An 18,927-nucleotide genomic window follows, 5' to 3' on the forward strand; every position below is an offset into this window, starting at 1 on the left:
TACCCTCAAGTGCGGAATTGACTCGCTGAATCCGGCAGCTAACACCCTCGCCCATGTCGCAAATCGAACTCGCCCTTAGTCGCCGTGACGCCCTCAAAGGCATCGGCGGGGCATCGCTCATCGCCCTTCTGCCTGCCTGCCGCATGGCCGCCGCGCCCGAACTCGCGCCGGATGCGATGCTCGACAAGGTGGCTTACAATTTGTTGGCACACGAGCCGGAACGCGCCACCGGCCTTGGCGTGGACATTGGTGAACACGCGGCGCTGCGATCCCAGCTGTCCGACAAGACGCCCGCCGGCCTGGCCCGCTACGCCGCCTCGCTCGAAGCGGATCTTCAGGCGGTCCGTGACTATCCGCGCGACGGGCTGACGCCGGACCAGCTGACCGGCTTCGACGTAGTCGAAAGCGCCTATGCCACCGCGCTCGAAGGCTTTGCGCTTCCATATGGCGATGTGGCCGTGGGCAGCTGGCGCAACGCACCCTATGTCGTGATCCAGAACGTTGGCGGCTATATCGACATGCCGCGCTTCATGGATGCGACGCAGCCGCTGCGCGAGGCCAGTGACCTTGATGCCTATGCCGCGCGCATGGAAGGTTTCCCCGCCCAGCTCGATGGCGAGCTGGTGCGGATGCAGGAAGCGCGCGCACTGGGCCTGGTGCCACCCGATTTCCTGCTCGACAAGGCGATCGCCCAGATGGAACAAAGCATCGCCGGAGCCGAAGCAACCTATCGCGCGCCGCTCGAACGTGCCGAAATCGAGGGCGCGGCCGCCACCGCCGAACAGGTCGGCGCTCTTGTTCGCGAGGGCGTAATCCCCGCACTGGAACGCCAGCTGGCCGAGCTGAAATCCATGCGCGAAGTCGCAAAGAGCGATGCCGGCATGTGGGCCCAGCCGCAGGGCGATGAATGGTACGCCTGGTCGCTTAAGGCTTCGACTACCACCGACATGTCACCCGATGCGATCCACGAACAGGGGCTGGCAGAGCTCGACGATCTGCATGGCCGGATGGATACGATCCTCAAGGATATCGGCTATACCAAGGGCACGGTTGGCGAGCGTATGCAGGCGCTGAGCGAAGATCCCGCGTACAAGTTTGCCGAGGGCGATCCGGGGCGCGAAGAGATCTTCGCCTTCATCGACGAGCGGCTGCAGTGGATCAAGGCGCAGATGCCGCGCGCCTTCAACACGCTGGTCGATCCCAATATGGAGGTGCGGCGCATCCCGTTGGCCGAGGAGCCGGGCGCGCCGGGTGCCTATGGCGGTTCAGGCAGCAAGGACGGCTCGATCCCGGGCCGGTTCTGGATCAATCTGCGGACCACCGATCTGCATCGCAAATATGACCTGGCGGACCTGACCTATCATGAGGCGATCCCCGGCCATGTCTGGGAAGGCGAATATTCGAACCGGCTGCCGCTGATCCGCTCGATCCTGGCCTTTGGCGCCTTCAGCGAAGGCTGGGCGCTCTATGGCGAACAGCTGGCGGACGAGCTTGGCGCCTATGACGAATTCAAGGTCGGGCGGCTCGGTTATCTGCAATCGCTGGCCTTCCGCGCCTGCCGCCTGGTGGTTGACACCGGCCTCCACAACAAGCGCTGGACCCGTGAGGAAGCGCGCCGCTTCTTCGTTGAACGTAATGGCTCCAAGGAACAGGAAGTTGCCAGCGAGGTGGATCGCTATTGCAGCTGGCCGGGGCAAGCCTGCAGCTACAAGATCGGCCATAGCGAGATCGTGCATCAGCGCGACCGGGCGCAGCGCGACTTGGGGAGCAGCTATGACCTCAAGGCGTTTAACGACGCGGTGATCCTCGGCGGCAATTCGCCGCTCGATGTTCTGGCGAAGAATGTCGACCGGTATATTGCGGGGGCGAAACGGTGACCATCCGCCGACACGGCTTCCGGTGCGAAGTTATTTCTTCGCGAACAGCCCCTTGGCCATGCCCGCGATATCGTTGAGCGGATTGCCGTCGCCATCGCGGTCAAGCATGTCGAGCAAGCCTTTCGCCTGCGGGTGATCCTTCAGCATATTGCTGAATTCCATCAGCGAGCCTTCACCGCCGACATGCTGCACGATCTTCGACAGCGTGCCGGTGTCGAGCCCGGTCTTGGCCGCCGCCAGTTCCACAGTGTCGCCCTGCATCTGGTGCGACTGGCCCAGCGCCGCGATCGCCTTTTCCGCCATCGCCGGATCGATCCCCACGGCATTGGCAAGGTTGCGCACATCATCGGGCGCCCCGGCGATGTTCTTCAGGATTCCGTCAAACAGGCTCATCGATCATCCTCCAAGCTGCAAAGCGTGAAGGATACCAGCCACTTGTGACCGAAAAAAGGCCCCGTCCCCTCGCGGGAACGGGACCCCTCCTCTCCACTTGCCGATAGGTGTCAGGCGGCGACCACTCCATGCGGAGCGGCCTCACGTACCCCCTGATCGACGTGGTCTGCGAATTGCGCGAAATTCTCGATGAAAAGGCGCACCAGCCTGTCTGCGGTGCGATCGTATTCGGCCTTGTCCGCCCAGGTCGAACGCGGATCGAGGATACCGCTGTCAACACCCGGCACGCTTACCGGCACTTCGAAGCCGAAGTTGGGATCCTTGCGGAACTCGGCATTGTTCAGGCTGCCATCGAGCGCAGCATTGAGCAGTGCGCGGGTGGCCTTGATCGGCATCCGGCTGCCGACGCCGTACTTGCCGCCGGTCCAGCCAGTGTTGACCAGCCAGCAGGCGACATTGCCCTTGGCGATCCGCTCCTTCAGGAGGTTGCCGTAAACGCTGGGATGGCGCGGCATGAAAGGTGCGCCAAAACAGGTGCTGAAGGTCGCTTCCGGCTCGGTCACACCGATTTCCGTGCCTGCGACCTTGGCGGTATAGCCCGACAGGAAGTGATACATCGCTTGGTCCGGCGTCAGCCGCGCGATCGGCGGCAGCACGCCAAAGGCATCGGCCGTCAGCATGATCACGTTGCTCGGCACCGGGCCGAGGTTTTCCTTGGAAGTATTGGGGATGAATTCGATCGGGTAAGCGCCGCGGGTGTTCTCCGCCAGCGAGTTGTCGTCAAGGTCCAGCTCGCGCGTTTCCGGGTCCATCACCACGTTTTCCAGCACGGTGCCGAACCGGCGGGTTGTGGCGTAGATTTCAGGCTCTGCTTCTTCCGAAAGGCGGATCATCTTGGCGTAACAGCCGCCCTCGAAATTGAACACCGCGGTGTCAGACCAGCCGTGCTCGTCATCGCCGATCAGCGTACGCGAGGCATCGGCTGAAAGCGTGGTCTTGCCGGTGCCAGACAGGCCGAAGAACACAGCCGTCTTGCCGTCCGCGCCGATATTGGCGCTGCAATGCATCGGCATCACGCCCTTGGCGGGCAGCAGGTAGTTGAGGATGCCGAACACGCTCTTCTTCATCTCGCCGGCATATTTGGTGCCGCCGATCAGGATCAGCTTTTCGGACAGGTTGACCGCGATAACCGTCTCGCTGCGGGTGCCATGCCGGTCTGGGTCGGCACGGAAGCTCGGCAGGTCGATAATGGTGTACTCGGGAGAAAAATCGCTCAGCTGGTCAGCGGTGGGCCGCACCAGCAGCGTGCGGATGAAGAGGTTGTGCCAGGCCAGTTCATTGATCACGCGCACGTTGACGCGGTGTTCCGGCTGTGAGCCGCCGAACAGGTCCGTGACATAAAGCTGCGGCTTGTCCTTCAGCGCAGCCATGAAATCCGCCTTGAGCGCGGCGAAATGCGCTGGTGACATTTCCACATTCACCTTGCCCCACCACACCGAATTTTCCGTTTCGGCGTCACGCACGATGAACTTGTCCTTCGCGCTGCGGCCGGTGTGAGCACCGGTCTTGACCACCAGCGCGCCATGGCGGGACAGCTCGCCCTCGCCATTTGCCAGAGCACGCTCCACCAACTGCGGTGTGCCGAGGTTGGGAAGGATTTCAGCGGTGGTTTCAATGCCTTGGGCAGACAAGGGAACGGCAAGCGAAATGGACACGCGAAACTCCTGAGCTGCAATATTCTGGCGCAGTCGAGGCGCCGGTTTGCGCGCGTTCGCAGGCTTTATGCATACGAATGCACGATCGTTGATTCGCCGTTTAGTCAGGACACCTGCAGGCGTCAAACGAACTTCCGGCTATTACCCCTATGGTGCACGGGAAGAGCGTCGACTCGTTGTTTCGCGGGCAACAAACCGCTAGTCGGGTATGCAACATGACTGCCGAAGGATCCGCGATGCTTGAGCCGACCGATGCGCCGATGGGCAAGCGCGGCGAAACCGTGATCGCCCTGGTCGACGATGACCGCAACATCCTGACCACGGTCTCCATTGCGCTGCAGGCGGAAGGCTTCGTCACACGGGTATATTCGGACGGTGAAACCGCACTCAAGGCCCTGCTGGAAAACCCGCCCGATCTTGCCGTGTTCGACATCAAGATGCCCAAGATGGACGGGCATGAGCTGCTGCGGCGCGTGCGCGCAAAGAGCGACCTGCCGGTCATTTTCCTGACCAGCAAGGATGACGAAGCCGACGAAGAGGTCGGGCTGGAGCTGGGCGCCGACGACTATATCGCCAAGCCGTTCAGCCTGCGCCTGCTGACGGCGCGCATCCGCGCGATCCTGCGCCGCGCAGAAACCGCTGCACCAGGCGGCGAGGTTCGCATCAGCGCTGATCCGGTCAATCCGTCGATCGCCCGCGGCAAGCTGTTCATGGACCCTGCCCGGCACCAGGTAACCTGGGCCGACCAGCCGGTTTCGCTGACTGTCACCGAATTCCTGATCCTGGAAGCGCTCGCCGCACGCCCGGGCGTGATCAAAAGCCGCAACCAGCTGATGGATGCAGCCTATCCTGACGACATCTTCGTCGATGACCGCACAGTCGACAGCCACATCAAGCGGATGCGGCGCAAGTTCCGCGCGGTCGACCCGGAATTCTCCGCCATCGAAACGCTCTATGGCGCGGGATACAGCTTTACCGATGGCTGAAGCTTCTCGCACTTTGCCGGAATCAAGGCCGCTCGACCGGCTGGGCTGGAGCGCGCGAATTTCGCTCACGTCGCGCATATTGGTGGTCAATATCCTGCCGCTGGCACTGCTTGGCGGCGGCATCTTCTATCTCGATTCCTATCGGACGCAGTTGCTCAACGAACGCTACAAGCTCGCCCGGATCGAAGCGCAGATCACCGCCGAGGCACTGGCCGGGGCGACCCGCCAGCGACAAGAAGCACTGCTGGTTCAGATCGGCAAGGAGCAGCGCATGCGGCTGCGCATGTTCGATGCCGAGGGACGGCTGTGGGCTGACAGTTTCGCGCTCGACGAGCCATCCTTCCAGCTTGACGTGCCCGGGGATGAGACCTTTGGCGAAAACTTCGCGCGCGCGCTCGATCGCGGCGTGGATACCATCGTGGGGGCCGATCCGATCCCGGATTACTTCGAGCCGGAGGAATCCTCGGCTGACGCATGGCCCGAACTGCGTCGCGCGCGCGAACAGCGCATTTCGCAGATCCAGTTGCGCGATGCGCCGGATGGTTCACCGGTGATCAATGCCGCTGCACCGGTCGGGCTGAATGGGGCAACACTGCTCACCACGCGCAACGCGGTCGACATCACCATGGCGGTGCGCGAGGCACGCACAACCCTGGTCACGGCCGTGTTTGTTGCCCTGATCGCCTCGATCCTTCTGTCGCTGTTCTTGGCCCGCACCATCATCGCCCCGCTTCGGCTGCTTTCCAGTGCCGCCCAGAAAGTCCGGCAAGGGCGCGATCGCGATGTCGAGGTGCCACGCCTGCCCGAGCGGCGTGACGAGATTGGCGTGCTGGCGCGCACCGTGTCGGACATGACCGGGGCCTTGCGGCACCGGATCGACGCAGTCGAAAACTTCGCCGCAGACGTGGCACATGAGATCAAGAACCCGCTGGCCTCGCTGCGCAGCGCAATCGAATCCCTCCCCCGTGTCGAAGATCCGCAATTGCGCGCCAAGCTGATCGAGATTGCCACGCATGACGTGCGCCGGATTGACCGCCTGGTCACAGAGATTTCGGATGCCAGCCGGATCGACGCGGAGATGTCGCGCGCCAAGCGCGAACGGATTGACCTGACTGCGTTGGTCAAAGCCATCGTCGGCTCCCGCGAAGACCGCGCCGAAAATGCCGATGTTCGGATCGAATTGCTGGCAGGGCGCCAGCCGGCCGTGGTCAGCGGAGTTGCACCGCGGCTTGAACGCGTGATCGAGAACCTGCTCGACAATGCCGTATCCTTTTCACCGCCCGACGCAGCGATCGAAGTCGCGATCCTGCAGCGCGGCAGCAACGTGGTGCTGACGGTATGCGATGCCGGTCCAGGCATTCCTGAGGATGCCCGTGAAAAGGTGTTCGAACGGTTCCATTCGGTGCGCCCGGATGCGGAGGACTTCGGCAACCACTCTGGGCTGGGCCTTGCGATCGGTCGCGCGATTGCCGAAGCGCACGACGGATCACTGACTGCAGAAGCACGCCCCGATGGCAAACAAGGTGCCTGCCTGCGGCTTGAGCTGCCGGCCGCGCAATGAGCGGATCCAGCCTGATCGCGCAGGCCAGCACAATTGCGATCGATGGTCGCGCGCTGATGATCGAAGGTCCGCCTGGCAGCGGCAAGTCCAGTCTTGCGCTGGCACTGATCGATCGCGGCGCTATGCTGATCGGCGATGACGGCGTATCACTGTCGCGCGATGGCGACCAAGTTTTTGCCTCACCGCCACCCAACATTGCAGGAAAGCTGGAAATTCGTGGCGTCGGGATTGTCGAGCTTCCTGTGACGCAGGCACCCTTGGCCTTGATCCTTTCGCTCGACCAGGAGGCACTGCGCTACCCTGACGAACTGGCCCGCCGCGACATATTGGGCGTGGCCGTCCCTGTCCTGCCATTCCGCTGCGGCGACGCGATCCAGGCACTGCGGGCGGAGTGGGCATTGCGCAGCCATGGGCTGAACCTCTAGAGGCAGGTCAGATGACTGAAGCCCGCGACTCCGCAACTCTTCGCCAGAACATCCTGCTGGTCACCGGCATGCTGGGTGCGGGAAAATCGACCGCGCTGCATGTGCTCGAAGACCTTGGCTGGGAAATCGTCGACAATTTACCGGTCGGGCTGCTCGAACATATGGTGGCGGCCCCGGGCACGAGTACTGGACGGCTCGCCATCGGCTTCGACTCGCGCACGCGCGGCTTCGTGACGCAGGACATCATCGACCTGGCAGAACGTCTGGCCAAACGCCCCGATGTCACTGTCTCGACGATCTTCATGGATTGCTCCACCGAAGAGCTGGAGCGGCGTTACAACGAAACCCGCCGCCGCCACCAGATGGCGCAGGGCGTGCCGCTTTCCGAAGGCATCCGCGCCGAGCGCGACCTGCTGGAGCCGCTGCGGCGCTGGGCCGAAATCGTGATCGACACCAGCAATTTCACCGCCAATGATCTGCAGCAGCGCATCCGCGAGCTGTTCGCCCAGGATGCAGGCGCGCCGATGACGGTCACCGTGTCGAGCTTCGGCTTTGCCCGCGGAATGCCGCCGCTGGCTGACCTGGTGTTCGACATGCGCTTCCTCGACAATCCGCACTGGGTGGAAGAGCTGCGCGAGCTGACCGGGCTCGACCAGCCGGTGGCAGAACATATCCGCAAGGATCCGGGATTTGCCGAGAGTTACGAACGCATCCTTGAACTGCTGGTGACCCTGCTTCCGCGCTACCAGGCGCAGGGCAAAGGCTATGTCCATGTCGCGTTCGGTTGCACCGGAGGCAAGCATCGCTCGGTATTCACCGCCGAACAAATCGCGCAAGGCTTGCGCGAAGCAGGATTTTCGCCCACTGTCCGCCACCGCAATTTGGCATCGCGTACGACCGACGAGATCGAAGGGAAGAAGCGGTGACGAGCCAGGATGGAACAACACGGCGTCGCGCCGCAGTATTTAACGGACCCGGCATAATCTCATGATCGGACTGATTCTGGTCACGCACGGCCACCTTGCCGAGCATTTCATCGACGCCATGGAGCACGTCGTCGGCCCGCAACAGGCTGTCGCGACAATCTGCATCGGCCCCAATGACGATATGGAGCGGCGCCGCAAAGACATCGCCAATGCCATTACCAAGGTCGATCAGGGCCAAGGCGTGATCGTGTTGACCGATCTGTTCGGCGGCACTCCGTCGAACCTTGCGATCTCGCTCCTCGATCGCGGCCATGTCGAGGTAATTGCCGGGATCAACTTGCCGATGTTGATCCGGCTGGCCGGCGCGCGAAAGTCGATGAACGTGGTCGATGCGGTGGCTGCTGCGAAAACGGCCGGCCGCAACTACATCACCGTCGCTAGCGAATTCCTGGGCGAAGAGGCTGCCCCGCAAGAGGCGCGCGCGTGAGCGAACTACGGCAGACGCTCACTATCGTCAACAAGCGCGGATTGCACGCCCGCGCCAGTGCCAAGTTTGTCGGCGCGGTAGCCGCGTTGCCCGACGGCACCGATGTGCGCGTCGCCAAGGACGGCAATGAAGCAGCAGGAGGCTCGATCCTGGGCCTGATGATGCTGGGCGCGGCAAAGGGCGATCAGGTCGAACTTATCGTGTCAGGGCATGATGCAGAGAATGTGTTCGCGCAGCTATGCGCGATGATCGAAGACGGATTCGGCGAAGAGTGAGTCAATCGCCGCAACGCCGCCAGATCACCGGCTTTTCCAATCCCACGGTCAAATACCTGCGATCATTGCGCGAGAAAAAGCACCGCAAAGCGGCCGGCACATTCCTTGCCGAAGGGCTGCGCTTACTGACCGACGCGCGCGAATGCGGCCATCTTCCCGAATTGCTGGTGCTGAGCGACGCGCGAGATCCGCACCCGCTCCTTGAAGCGCTCGAGCGCGACGTGATGGCGGCGGGCGGAGAGGTGATCGAGACGACGCCGGAAATCCTTTCAAAGATCACCGGCAAGGCCAACCCGCAAGCGGTGGCGGGCGTCTTTGCCGAGTTCGACACATCGCTGGCCGCGCTTGACCGGAGCGCCGCATCGATATGGCTGGTGGCCCAAGCCCTGCGCGATCCGGGCAACCTCGGCACCATGCTGCGCACCGGCGATGCGGTGGGTGCAGGCGGGCTGATCCTGATTGACGATTGCGCCGATCCCTTCAGCGTTGAGGCGGTGCGCGCCAGCATGGGCGCGGTGTTCACCCAGCAGATCGCGCAGGCGCGTTGGGAGGAATTCCTGCCATGGCTGCGTTCAGGGCCAGGACAGCTGGTTGCCGCCTCGCTACGCGATGCCGTGCCCTATCGCGGTGCGCCCTATGCGGCGCCGTGCTTCATCCTGGTCGGCAATGAGTCGCAGGGCCTGCCGGAGGAATACGAGGCCACCTGCGACCTGCGCGTCACCATGCCGATGCGCGGGCGGGCCGATAGTCTGAACGCAGCGGTGGCCGGAGCAGTGCTCGCCTATGAAGTGCTGGCCGGGCTGGAAGGCGCCAGCCCAGCGTCACACTCCTAACTGCCCGGATTGGCGCGCGGCGGCGGCGGTGTCGTAGCCCGCGGCGGCGGAATATCGGCGCGCGGAGGCGGCGGTATATCGGCTCGCGGCGGATTTGTCCGTGCCGGCGGCGCCCCGGAACCAGGGCGCGTGCTGGTGCTCGCCCGGGGTGCAGGCCGCCAGTGATCGGCACGTAATTTGTATTGATGGCCACACTGCGTACCGGCATGGCAGGTGAAGTTGGCACCGCTGGGCGGCAGTTTCACCGTCAATTGCGGGAACCACACTGGCCAGTCCCAATGGTTCGACCAGACCGAGATATCGACGAACAACCGCCCGACCAGCCCGGGGGTCATCTGGAAACCCAGATTGTAGACCGGATCACTGACGGTGAAGCGGCTGTAATGGCTGTCGTTGACGGCCAGCGGATAGGCCTGGCCCGAAGCATTCATCACCTTCTGGCTGCCCGCCACATGGTCACGTAGCACAAAGCTCAATCCGTTGGAAAAAAGTTCAAACTTCACCGCCGGATGCACGCGCGCGCCAACTACGCCGAAATTGCCGCGATTCATCAGCAAATCGATCGTATCGAAGGTACGGATGACCGGCGGCGTGGTCTGCCCTGGCGCCGGCGGCGCGAACTGACCATTCTGGAATGGCGCTGGGAGGCGGTCGGTCAGGTCGAGCCCGATGTCCGGAATGCTAAGGCTGCCTTGATGGCCGGCTGGTAGCTTGAACAGCAGCCCGGCATAAACTTCTGCCTCGGCGACCAGTTCCTGCCCCCCATATAGCTGGGAATTCGAAAGCCCGGCTTGCTGGTAATCCGCGGCACCGCCGTTGAAGGTCGCAAATTGCGGCACGAACGCGGCGCGTTCAACGCCATTCTGATGGCGATACTGATAGGTTCCCTGCATTCGCACCGGGAAGCGCAGGCCGAAGCCATAGCTAAGCCCGGCGTAGGGCTCGATGTAATAGGTGCGTTTGCACCCCAGCAGGCACCAGGCGATCGTTACCGACACGCGCCGGCGCCATTCATAGGTGCGGCCCAGGGTGAAACCGGTCAGGAATGTTTCCCGGTCGATCGCGATATTCTGCGAGATATCGAGTTGTTGCGGGCCTCTGAGGTCGGTGGCACCGGTGATCGGGCCGGGGATCGGGCGGAGCGATTGCGGCCCGCTCGGGGCCGGCGGCATCTGCGCATCCTCGGCATCGCGTAACTGCGATATCCGCGCGAGCTGGAATTCGCCGGTTTGCGCCTGCGCCAGCTTGCCGAATGTGGGTCGCGCCTTGATCTGCAGGTCCTGCGCCTCGAGGTTGGGCACGAACATCACCTCTTCCACCTCGACATCGGCGGTGTTGACGATCGCTTCCTGCAAAGCCTCGTCACTGAGCCCGGCTAGCCGGTTCGCCTCCTGCTCGCCAACCTGTGCCACGATCTGTGCGCGCTGCGCCGGATTGGCGAGATAGCTGCGCAACTGGGCGATATCGGCATCGATCTGCGCACGCTGCTGCGTTTCGGCCTGCGTCGCTTCGGCCAGCGCCCGGCGGCGTTGCCCCTGGTCACCCACGAAGCGGGCGGTGGCGGCACCGGCTGTTACCGCGCGGGTGCGCTCGGCAAGGGTGCTGCGGGTAAAGCATTCGACGCCTTGCTGGGCCAGCGCGCTGCGTTGCGACGGATTGCTGCACACGTTTGACTTGAGCGAATAGGCCAGGAACTGGCGCACCACGATCCCCTGCGGTATCTCCGCCACTTCGAAGCTGTCGGCGCTCACAGTCGCGAGTTGGGGCCGCGCCCGCAGGCGCTCGGCCAAATTGATGGGCGAGTCGCGGTTCTGCAGCACTGGCGCCATGTCGGCCGTGCCCTGGTTGAGCTGGATCACCGGCTGGGCGCGCACCGCCTGCACATTGAGCCGCCGCTGGACCGTCACGCGTTGCAGCAGTTCGGTAGTATTGCGTTCCTTCAGCAGGATCGCATCCTGCGGCACCTGCACCGTCAGGTCCGCCGGGCGGACAACTTCGGTTTGCGCCGTGCCTATGGTTTGAGTGTTGGCCTGCTGGGCCGCTGCAGCAATGGCAATCAAACCACAGCCAGCGGCCATCGCGATGGAAACCTGTTTCAGCACATTCGCCTCCCGTCCCTTTCGCCCGGCGCTCTCTGGCGCGTGGCGATCTCCCTGACACGAATAGGCGACCCGTCGTCAGGCGATGACGTATCAGAGGTTGACGAAAGCGGCAAGGAAGGCCGGCATTGCCCGGTTCAGTCGCCCGCCAGGAAATACTGGATGATCCATTCGCCATTCTGCCGTTCAGCCAGCAGACGATAGTCGATCTGAGAGCGAAGCGAAGCGAAATCGGTAAAGCCGACTTCGCCCTGCCGGGTCAGGATGCGCACGATATCGCCGCCATCTTCCGGATATTCCAGCAGCTGGACCGCTTCCCAGTTCAGGCGGCGCAGGACCGGCGCACCAGGCTCCGGCGCGGCGCGCAATGGCACATCCTTGCCCACCACGACGAAGGTCGAAAATGGGTCGTCAAACCCCAGATCCTGTCCCCACAGCCACGGCATCGAAAGATTATCCCCACCCTGGGATGAGCAACCGAGCGCGAGCACCTTGTCGAGTTCATCCCACAGGCGAATATTGGGATCGCGCAGCCATTCGCGCATCGTTTCCCAGCCATAATCCCCGCCGAAACTGAGCTTGATGTCGGGCGCGACCAACGGCTGCAACATCGCCTCGTCGCGGTTGGCAACAGCGGTGGCGAGCTTCAACCGGAAACTTTCGGCGCCTTCGGCCGAACCGCATTCGTCGCGCGGATAGAGATGCTCGGCCTGCGCCGGTGCCGCCATCGTGAGCGCTGCCAATGCGATGGCGAGCCTCATTCCGCCGCTTCCTTGCTCCCGTCGGCCAGCAGGTCGTCGCTGGTGTAGCGCGGGGCAGCCTCGACCAGCGGGACCTCCTCGATCTCGCGCTTGCCGATCTCGATGCCCTTGTCGGCCAATCGCTTGCCTGACGAGAGCACGTTGCGCTCAAAGCTGCCGACAAACTTGTTGTAATTGTTGACCGCAGTCTCCAGCCCGCCGCCAACGCGCTTCAAGTGCTCGGCAGCAGTCGCAAGCCGGTCGTAAAGCTCGGCCCCCATCCGCCCAATTTCCTGCGCCTCGCGCGCCAGCCCATCCTGCCGCCAGACCTGCGCCACGGTGCGCGCGATGGCGACAAGATTTGTCGGGGTTGCCAGCAGCACCCGCTTGTCGAAGGCGAAATTCCACAGGTCCGGATCGTGCTCAAGCGCGGCGGCGACGAAATGCTCGCCCGGCACGAACATCACGACGTAATCGGGCGCGTCTTCGAACTGGCTTTGATAGCTTTTCGCACCCAGCGTCTGCACATGGTTGCGCATCGAACGCACATGCTCGGACATGGCGCGCGCCCGCGCTTCGTCATTGTCCGCCTCGAATGCCTCCTGATAGGCGTTGAGCGAAACCTTGGAGTCGATCACCAGCATCTTGCCGCCGGGAATGCGCACGACCGCATCGGGGCGCAGCCGGCCATCTTCGGTCTCGATCGATTGTTCCAGCTGAAAATCGGTGTGTTCGGCTAGCCCGCATTGTTCGAGCAGGTTCTGCAGCGCGCGTTCGCCCCAGCGGCCCCGCGCCTTGGGTGCGTTGGTCAATGAATTGCCCAGACGCTGGGCCTCGCGCCGCACTTGTTCCTGCCCCTGCCGCATCTGTTCGATCACCCCGGCAAGCTGGCCGAAGGCATCGACGCGCTTTTCCTCCAACGCCTTGACCTGTTCCTCATAGCTCTTGAGCCGGTCACCAACGGGGGCGAGCAATGCCTTCAGCTTTTCCTCGCTCGCCTTTTCGGAATGGCCGAGCCGTTCTTCCGCGCGCTTCAGGAATTCCTCCTGGCTGCGCGAGAGGACTTCGCTGCCAAGCGCTTTGAACTGCGCGAGCATTTCCTCGCGGGCCTCGCGCATCTGCCCCATCTGCTTGTCGAAGTTGGAGGCATTGGCCTTGAGCGTTGCGACTTCGATCCGCGCTTCGCCCAGTTCTGCGATGGCGCGCTTGAATTCGCCTTCCTGCTGCTCCGCTTCGGCCTCCGCATCTTTCAGCCGCGCCGCGAGATCTTGCACCGGACGCGAGCCGATAAACCAGCCCACCCCGCCCCCGATTGCGAGGCCAAGGACAAGCGCGATTATGCCGAGAATTGCTGGATCCATCCTGCTGTTCTATGCGGAACGGAGCAGGAACGCTAGTGCCGAGTTAGGGTTTCTCGCAGCTTACGCCGCCGCGCGCAGCTTCTGCAGCTTCTTCAGCGCCATCTGCCGCTTCAGGCGGCTCAGGTGATCGATGAACAGGATGCCTTCCAAGTGGTCCATCTCGTGCTGGATGCAGGTGGCCATCAGCCCCTCCATCTTTTCCTCGTGATGGTTGCCGTCGAGGTCCTGGTAACGCACCGTGCAGGTCGCCGGGCGATCGACATCGGCGTAGATCTCTGGCACCGAAAGGCAGCCTTCCTGATAGGTGGCGAGCTCTTCCGCCGGATCGACGATCACCGGGTTCACGAACACGCGCGGTTCCTTCTTGGTCGCCGGATGGGTGTGCTTGTGCCCATCGTGATGGCATTCCACCGGCTCGCCATCCGGGTCTTCCGGCTGCAGGTCGATCACCAGCAGGCGCTTGGGTACGCCGACCTGAATCGCGGCAAGGCCGATGCCAGGCGCGTCATACATGGTTTCGAACATGTCCTCGACCAGCATGCGCAGCTCGTCATTGAACTCGTCGTCCTTGACGGGTTCGGACACCACTTTCAGCCGGGGGTCCGGCACTTCCAGAATTTCGCGAATAGCCATGTTGGGGAAATAGTCCGGCGCAGCGCCGATTTCAATCACCCAACGGGCCGCCTTGCGCGAAGCGCTTGCGCCAGCGTGCCTTCGTCGAGGTAATCGAGCTCCCCTCCCACCGGCAGGCCATGCGCCAGCTGGGTAATCCGCACCGGAAAGCGCTCCAGCCGCTCGGCGAGGTAATGCGCAGTGGTTTGCCCTTCCAGCGTGGCATTCATCGCCAGCACAACCTCGTCGATCCCGCCCCGCTCCACCCGAGCGAGCAGCGCCGCAATATTGAGATCCTCCGGCCGCACCCCGTCGAGCGCAGAGAGCCGCCCGCCCAGCACGTGATAGCGCCCGGTGAACAGCCGCGCCCGGTCAAGCGCCCACAAATCCGCCACATCCTCCACCACGCAGAGCGACTTCGCATCGCGGCGCGGATCGGCACATATCCCGCAGGGGTTCTTGGTATCGACATTGCCGCAGGTGTCGCATTCGACCAGCGTCTCGCGCACCGCAGTGAGCGCACCGAGCAGCGCGGGCAGTGCCTGCTCGCGGTTCTTCACCAGCCACAGCACCGCGCGCCGCGAGCTGCGCGGGCCAAGACCCGGAAGCCGCGCCAATGCGCTGGCCAATGCCTCGATCTCTTGCGATGCCATGGCGCGACAGATAGGGGCTTCACTGTGATCGAGAAAGGCCCGCACCCCACGTCATGCGCATAATCTTTATGGGAACACCGGATTTTGCCGTGCCGGCGCTCGAAGCACTGCATGCTGCCGCGCATGAGATCGTGTGCGTCTATACCCAGCCGCCACGCCCGGCAGGCCGGGGCAAGAAGCTGCAGCCCTCGCCGATCCAAAAGGTGGCCGAGCAACTGGGTATCGAAGTGCGCCACCCCACATCGCTGAAAAGTGCCGAGGCGCAGGCGGAGTTTGCCGCGCTTGGGGCCGACGTTGCAGTGGTCGCGGCCTATGGCCTGATCCTGCCGCAGCCGGTGCTTGATGCGCCGAGGCTTGGCTGCCTCAACATCCATGCCTCGATCCTGCCACGCTGGCGCGGCGCTGCGCCGATCCACCGCGCCATATTGGCGGGCGACGAAGTAACCGGCGTGACGATCATGCAGATGGAGGCCGGGCTCGATACCGGACCGATGCTGGCGACAGTCCGCACGCCGATCGATGCCAAGACCACCGGCGAACTGACCGAGGAACTGGCCGAGATTGGCGCGCAGCTGATGGTCGGCACCTTGCGCGATCTCGCGATCCACAAGCCGGTGGCGCAGGACGATAGCGCGGCGACCTATGCGCCCAAGATCGACAAGGCAGAGGCGCGGATCGACTGGACAAGATCCGCTGAGGAGATCGAGCGGCTGCCGCGCGGACTTGCGCCCTTCCCCGGTGCCTGGTTCGAGCTTGAAGGAGAGCGGGTGAAGCTGCTGCGAGCGGAACTGGCCCAGGGCTCGGGCGTGCCCGGCGAAGTGCTGGACGAGGACTTCGCGATCGCCTGCGGTTCGGGCGCGATAAGGCCCGTCAGGCTCCAGCGCGCGGGCAAACCGGCGATGGACCGCGCGGACTTCCTGCGCGGGCGGACAGTCGCCAAAGGCACAATCCTCTCGTGACCCGGTTCGCGCTCACGCTGGAATTCGACGGCACGCCATTCATGGGGCTGCAGCGCCAGTCGCACGGCCCCAGCGTGCAGCAGGCGGTAGAGGAAGCCGCACTGGCGGTGACCGGCGAGGAAGTGCGGCTCCATAGCGCCGGGCGGACCGACACCGGCGTTCACGCGCTCGCCATGCGCAGCCATCTCGACATCGAAAAGTCGATCGAGCCCTTCCGGCTGATGGAGGCGCTCAATGCGCACCTGCGGCCCGATCCCATCGCAGTAACGCATTGCGAGGTGGTGCCAGATGACTGGCACGCGCGGTTCAGCTGCATCGGGCGGAGCTACGTTTACCGCATCGTCAATCGCCGCGCGCCGCTCACACTCGATCTCAACCGCGCCTGGCAAGTCGCTCAACCGCTTGATGAAAATGCCATGCACCGCGCCGCCCAGGCGCTGGTCGGTAGCCATGATTTCACCACCTTCCGCTCGGTCCATTGCCAGGCGGAAAGCCCGGTCAAGACGCTCGACCGGCTCGATGTCGAGCGGATTGGCGAGGAAATCCGCATCCACGCCGCTGCGCGCAGTTTCCTGCATCACCAGGTGCGCAGCATGGTCGGCTGCCTCAAGCTCGTCGGCCAGGGCGCCTGGCGCGAGGAACAGGTGGCCGAGGCGCTCGCCGCGCGTGACCGGCAGGAATTGGGCTTGAATGCCCCGCCCAACGGCCTCTACTTCGTTGAGGCTATCTATCCCGGCGCAAGCTGACGTAACGTCAGCCTTTTCTTCTCGTCATTGCGAGCGTAGCGAAGCAATCCAGAGCGGTATCGCGCGACGACCTGGATTGCCGCGTCGCCTTCGGCTCCTCGCAATGACGAACAAGAGAGGAAACCCACAATGACCACCGGCAAGCAGCTTTTCACCACGCTCGAAAGCGATGGCACGCTCACCGTTGCCATCGAGGAAGTGACGTTCCCCGAACCCACTGGCGGCCAGGTGCTGGTGAAGATGGAAGCAGCCCCGATCAACCCGTCTGACCTTGCGATCCTGACCAGCGCTGCCGACCTCGAGAATGCCGAATATTCACCCGGAAAATATGTCGCCAGGCTGCCCGAGCCGTTCAACACCGGTTCGAAGGCGCGCCACGGGCAAAAGCTGCCTGCGGGCAATGAGGGTGCGGGTACAGTGGTCGCGACCGGCGATGCTCCGCATGCCAAGGCGCTGATCGGTCAACGCGTCGCCTGCGTGCCGGGCAACGCCTATAGCCAGTATTGCATTGCCGATGCTGCGATGTGCCTGCCGCTGGGCGACCATTCGGCGGAAGCCGGCGCCAGCGCCTTCGTCAACCCGATGACCGCGCTGGGCTTTGTCGAGAACGCCAAGATGGATGGCCAGAAGGCGATCGTCCACACCGCGGCCGCGTCCAACCTTGGCCAGATGCTGATCAAGATCTGCCAGGAAGACGGGATCGAGCTGGTCAACATCGTGCGCAAGGCAGAGTATGTCGAGATGCTGAAGGGACTTGGAGCGAAGCACGTCGTCAATTCCTCAGCCGATGATTTCATGAAGCAGCTGCGCGATGCAATCGCCGCGACCGACGCGTTCTATGGCTTCGATCCGATCGGCGGCGGACAGGCGGTGGACAATGTGTTCAAGGCCATGGAGCAGGTCGCAGTGAGCAAGATGACCGAGTACAGCCGCTATGGCTCGAACCAGCAGAAGCGCATGTTCATCTATGGCCGGCTCGATCTGGGGCCGACGATCCTGACGCCGAGTTATGGCTTTGGCTGGACGCTGTCGGGCTGGCTGCTCACTCCGTTCCTGCAGATGGCAGGCATGGAAACGGTGTTAAGAATGCGTCAGCGCGTGCTCGACAATCTCACCACCACTTTCGCCAGCAGCTATAAGCGCAAGGTAAACCTCGAAGAGATGCTGACCAAGGACGCGGTGACCGATTATCGCGCGATGAAGACCGGCGAGAAATACCTCGTCACGCCGTGGAGCTGATTTCTAACGCCCATCAAAGGCCGACTGCACCGCAGCGGGATCCGTGATGCCATTGGCGACGAGCAATTGCAGCAATATCCGCGCCTTCTGCGGATTGAGCGCCCTTGCCGCGACAAAGCCGTTGGCGTCGTCTTCCGGCTCGCGATCGACCAGCCCCTCATCGGCGCGGCTGGCGCGCACCACGATCACGCCGCCGCGCCTCAATTGCACCAACTCTTGCCGCACAGCTTCGGGCATATTGCCTTCCCCCATCCCGGCAAGCACGATCCCGCGGGTTTTTTCGCCAACCATGCATGCCAGCGCGTCCGGCTCCATTCCGGCATAGGCATAAAGGATCGGCACTTCGGGCAGATCATCGCACCAGCCAAATTGGGCGGACGGGTCCGTTCGCCAGGGCGCACCGAACCAGTCGAGCGAGGCCGGGGTAACGAGGGCCACGGATTCGCGCGGGAAGCCGCGAAAGGCGTCGGTACCGCGCGTGCGAACCTTGCGGACATCGCGCGCGGCAAACACGCGGTCGCCCATCACCACCAGAACGCCGCGCCCCGCAGCATCCGGGTCGCTCGCCACCCGTACAGCGTTGGCGAAATTCCTCAGGCCGTCATAACCCACCGCATCGGCAGGCCGCATCGCACCCACCACAACCACCGGCTTGTTCGGCGGAAGCGTGAGGTCGAGCAGGAACGCGGTCTCTTCCAGCGTATCGGTGCCGTGCGTCACGATCACGCCGTCGCATTGGTCGTCGCCAAGTGCAGCGACGATCGCCGGGTGGAATTCGTTCCAAACGGCCGGGCCGATATTGGCTGAATCGATATTGGCGATCTGGCGACCCGACAATTCGGCATCGAGCCCCAGCCCCCCAACCTGCTCAAGATATTCGTCAATCCCGATCTGGCCGGCCTTGTAGTCGGCCGCGATCGCAGAGCCCGCGATGCCTGCAATCGTGCCGCCGGTGGCGAATACCTTGACGTGTTTGACCATAGAGACGCACGCCTAGCGCCCCGCGAGGCCAATCGGCAATTGATTTTGGCAAATTCTGC

General features: G+C 63.4%; 19 protein-coding genes. 11 read left to right on the top strand and 8 right to left on the bottom strand.

What is annotated here, in order from left to right:
• Positions 1-53 precede the first annotated feature (53 nt).
• The gene (locus tag G6N82_RS03995; RefSeq protein WP_165193942.1) at positions 54-1,877 is read left to right on the top strand and encodes a DUF885 domain-containing protein; all 1,824 of its coding nucleotides are present in this window, start codon (positions 54-56) and stop codon (positions 1,875-1,877) included.
• Between the two features lie 30 nt (positions 1,878-1,907).
• On the opposite strand, the gene G6N82_RS04000 is transcribed toward G6N82_RS03995, so the two are convergent.
• Both G6N82_RS04000 and G6N82_RS04005 read right to left on the bottom strand, forming a co-directional pair.
• Complete coding sequence (locus G6N82_RS04000; RefSeq protein ID WP_165193944.1) at positions 1,908-2,270, bottom strand: hypothetical protein; 363 nt, start codon at positions 2,268-2,270, stop codon at positions 1,908-1,910.
• A 110-nt stretch (positions 2,271-2,380) separates the two neighbouring features.
• Positions 2,381-3,985, bottom strand: a complete 1,605-nt coding sequence (locus tag G6N82_RS04005; protein ID WP_165193946.1) for a phosphoenolpyruvate carboxykinase — start codon at positions 3,983-3,985, stop codon at positions 2,381-2,383.
• A gap of 236 nt (positions 3,986-4,221) precedes the next feature.
• Here G6N82_RS04005 and G6N82_RS04010 point away from each other — a divergent pair, with 236 nt between their 5' ends.
• From G6N82_RS04010 to G6N82_RS04040, 7 genes are all read left to right on the top strand, one after another.
• The gene (locus G6N82_RS04010; RefSeq protein ID WP_277601970.1) at positions 4,222-4,971 is read left to right on the top strand and encodes a response regulator transcription factor; all 750 of its coding nucleotides are present in this window, start codon (positions 4,222-4,224) and stop codon (positions 4,969-4,971) included.
• Positions 4,964-6,532, top strand: a complete 1,569-nt coding sequence (locus G6N82_RS04015; protein WP_241255189.1) for an ATP-binding protein — start codon at positions 4,964-4,966, stop codon at positions 6,530-6,532. Before G6N82_RS04010 ends, G6N82_RS04015 begins: the two co-directional genes overlap by 8 nt.
• Positions 6,529-6,957, top strand: coding sequence for an HPr kinase/phosphatase C-terminal domain-containing protein (locus tag G6N82_RS04020; RefSeq protein ID WP_165193950.1), 429 nt, complete (start codon positions 6,529-6,531; stop codon positions 6,955-6,957). Before G6N82_RS04015 ends, G6N82_RS04020 begins: the two co-directional genes overlap by 4 nt.
• Positions 6,958-6,968: 11 nt before the next feature.
• A complete protein-coding gene (gene rapZ, locus G6N82_RS04025; RefSeq protein ID WP_165193952.1) occupies positions 6,969-7,883 on the top strand; it encodes an RNase adapter RapZ in 915 nt (304 codons plus the stop codon).
• Between the two features lie 61 nt (positions 7,884-7,944).
• Positions 7,945-8,370, top strand: coding sequence for a PTS sugar transporter subunit IIA (locus tag G6N82_RS04030; RefSeq protein WP_165193954.1), 426 nt, complete (start codon positions 7,945-7,947; stop codon positions 8,368-8,370).
• A complete protein-coding gene (locus G6N82_RS04035; protein WP_165193956.1) occupies positions 8,367-8,645 on the top strand; it encodes an HPr family phosphocarrier protein in 279 nt (92 codons plus the stop codon). Before G6N82_RS04030 ends, G6N82_RS04035 begins: the two co-directional genes overlap by 4 nt.
• A complete protein-coding gene (locus tag G6N82_RS04040) occupies positions 8,609-9,478 on the top strand; it encodes an RNA methyltransferase (RefSeq protein WP_165193958.1) in 870 nt (289 codons plus the stop codon). Before G6N82_RS04035 ends, G6N82_RS04040 begins: the two co-directional genes overlap by 37 nt.
• Here G6N82_RS04040 and G6N82_RS04045 read toward each other — a convergent pair.
• The 5 genes from G6N82_RS04045 to recR all read right to left on the bottom strand — a co-directional run bounded on the left by G6N82_RS04045 (position 9,475) and on the right by recR (position 14,943).
• Positions 9,475-11,580, bottom strand: a complete 2,106-nt coding sequence (locus tag G6N82_RS04045; protein ID WP_165193960.1) for a hypothetical protein — start codon at positions 11,578-11,580, stop codon at positions 9,475-9,477. The two genes, G6N82_RS04040 and G6N82_RS04045, sit on opposite strands and share 4 nt — an antisense overlap.
• A gap of 134 nt (positions 11,581-11,714) precedes the next feature.
• Entirely contained in the window at positions 11,715-12,338 is a 624-nt protein-coding gene (locus tag G6N82_RS04050; protein ID WP_165193962.1) for a hypothetical protein, read from the bottom strand.
• Positions 12,335-13,678: a DNA recombination protein RmuC gene (rmuC, locus tag G6N82_RS04055; protein WP_165193965.1), complete on the bottom strand. Its 1,344-nt coding sequence runs from the start codon at positions 13,676-13,678 to the stop codon at positions 12,335-12,337. The genes G6N82_RS04050 and rmuC overlap by 4 nt, the downstream gene beginning before the upstream one ends.
• A 60-nt stretch (positions 13,679-13,738) precedes the next feature.
• A complete protein-coding gene (def, locus tag G6N82_RS04060) occupies positions 13,739-14,311 on the bottom strand; it encodes a peptide deformylase (RefSeq protein ID WP_165197947.1) in 573 nt (190 codons plus the stop codon).
• 35 nt (positions 14,312-14,346) lie between these two features.
• A complete protein-coding gene (gene recR, locus G6N82_RS04065) occupies positions 14,347-14,943 on the bottom strand; it encodes a recombination mediator RecR (protein ID WP_165193967.1) in 597 nt (198 codons plus the stop codon).
• 53 nt (positions 14,944-14,996) lie between these two features.
• On the opposite strand from recR, the gene fmt reads away from it, so the two are divergent.
• The 3 genes from fmt (at position 14,997) to G6N82_RS04080 (ending at position 17,887) form a co-directional block, all read left to right on the top strand.
• A complete protein-coding gene (gene fmt / locus G6N82_RS04070) occupies positions 14,997-15,902 on the top strand; it encodes a methionyl-tRNA formyltransferase (protein ID WP_165193969.1) in 906 nt (301 codons plus the stop codon).
• The gene (truA, locus tag G6N82_RS04075; RefSeq protein ID WP_165193972.1) at positions 15,899-16,648 is read left to right on the top strand and encodes a tRNA pseudouridine(38-40) synthase TruA; all 750 of its coding nucleotides are present in this window, start codon (positions 15,899-15,901) and stop codon (positions 16,646-16,648) included. Before fmt ends, truA begins: the two co-directional genes overlap by 4 nt.
• 129 nt (positions 16,649-16,777) lie before the next feature.
• Complete coding sequence (locus G6N82_RS04080) at positions 16,778-17,887, top strand: zinc-binding dehydrogenase (protein ID WP_165193975.1); 1,110 nt, start codon at positions 16,778-16,780, stop codon at positions 17,885-17,887.
• Between the two features lie 3 nt (positions 17,888-17,890).
• Here G6N82_RS04080 and G6N82_RS04085 read toward each other — a convergent pair whose 3' ends face one another.
• Positions 17,891-18,868 carry an asparaginase gene (locus G6N82_RS04085; protein ID WP_165193977.1) on the bottom strand — a complete coding sequence of 326 codons (978 nt, stop codon included), beginning with the start codon at positions 18,866-18,868 and terminating at the stop codon, positions 17,891-17,893.
• Positions 18,869-18,927: the final 59 nt, after the last annotated feature.

This window comes from Altererythrobacter sp. BO-6 (assembly GCF_011047315.1).
Lineage (GTDB): Bacteria > Pseudomonadota > Alphaproteobacteria > Sphingomonadales > Sphingomonadaceae > Erythrobacter.

Bases quoted from the DNA above. Each gene is read 5' to 3' on its own strand.
- fmt (WP_165193969.1), top strand. From the start codon at position 14,997: ATGCGCATAATCTTTATGGGAACACCGGATTTTGCCGTGCCGGCGCTC.
- G6N82_RS04085 (WP_165193977.1), bottom strand. From the start codon at position 18,868: ATGGTCAAACACGTCAAGGTATTCGCCACCGGCGGCACGATTGCAGGC.
- G6N82_RS04010 (WP_277601970.1), top strand. From the start codon at position 4,222: ATGCTTGAGCCGACCGATGCGCCGATGGGCAAGCGCGGCGAAACCGTG.
- rapZ (WP_165193952.1), top strand. From the start codon at position 6,969: ATGACTGAAGCCCGCGACTCCGCAACTCTTCGCCAGAACATCCTGCTG.
- G6N82_RS04015 (WP_241255189.1), top strand. From the start codon at position 4,964: ATGGCTGAAGCTTCTCGCACTTTGCCGGAATCAAGGCCGCTCGACCGG.
- rmuC (WP_165193965.1), bottom strand. From the start codon at position 13,678: ATGGATCCAGCAATTCTCGGCATAATCGCGCTTGTCCTTGGCCTCGCA.
- G6N82_RS04080 (WP_165193975.1), top strand. From the start codon at position 16,778: ATGACCACCGGCAAGCAGCTTTTCACCACGCTCGAAAGCGATGGCACG.
- G6N82_RS04050 (WP_165193962.1), bottom strand. From the start codon at position 12,338: ATGAGGCTCGCCATCGCATTGGCAGCGCTCACGATGGCGGCACCGGCG.
- def (WP_165197947.1), bottom strand. From the start codon at position 14,311: ATGGCTATTCGCGAAATTCTGGAAGTGCCGGACCCCCGGCTGAAAGTG.
- G6N82_RS04020 (WP_165193950.1), top strand. From the start codon at position 6,529: ATGAGCGGATCCAGCCTGATCGCGCAGGCCAGCACAATTGCGATCGAT.
- G6N82_RS04000 (WP_165193944.1), bottom strand. From the start codon at position 2,270: ATGAGCCTGTTTGACGGAATCCTGAAGAACATCGCCGGGGCGCCCGAT.
- G6N82_RS04030 (WP_165193954.1), top strand. From the start codon at position 7,945: ATGATCGGACTGATTCTGGTCACGCACGGCCACCTTGCCGAGCATTTC.
- recR (WP_165193967.1), bottom strand. From the start codon at position 14,943: ATGGCATCGCAAGAGATCGAGGCATTGGCCAGCGCATTGGCGCGGCTT.
- G6N82_RS03995 (WP_165193942.1), top strand. From the start codon at position 54: ATGTCGCAAATCGAACTCGCCCTTAGTCGCCGTGACGCCCTCAAAGGC.
- G6N82_RS04040 (WP_165193958.1), top strand. From the start codon at position 8,609: ATGCGCGATGATCGAAGACGGATTCGGCGAAGAGTGAGTCAATCGCCG.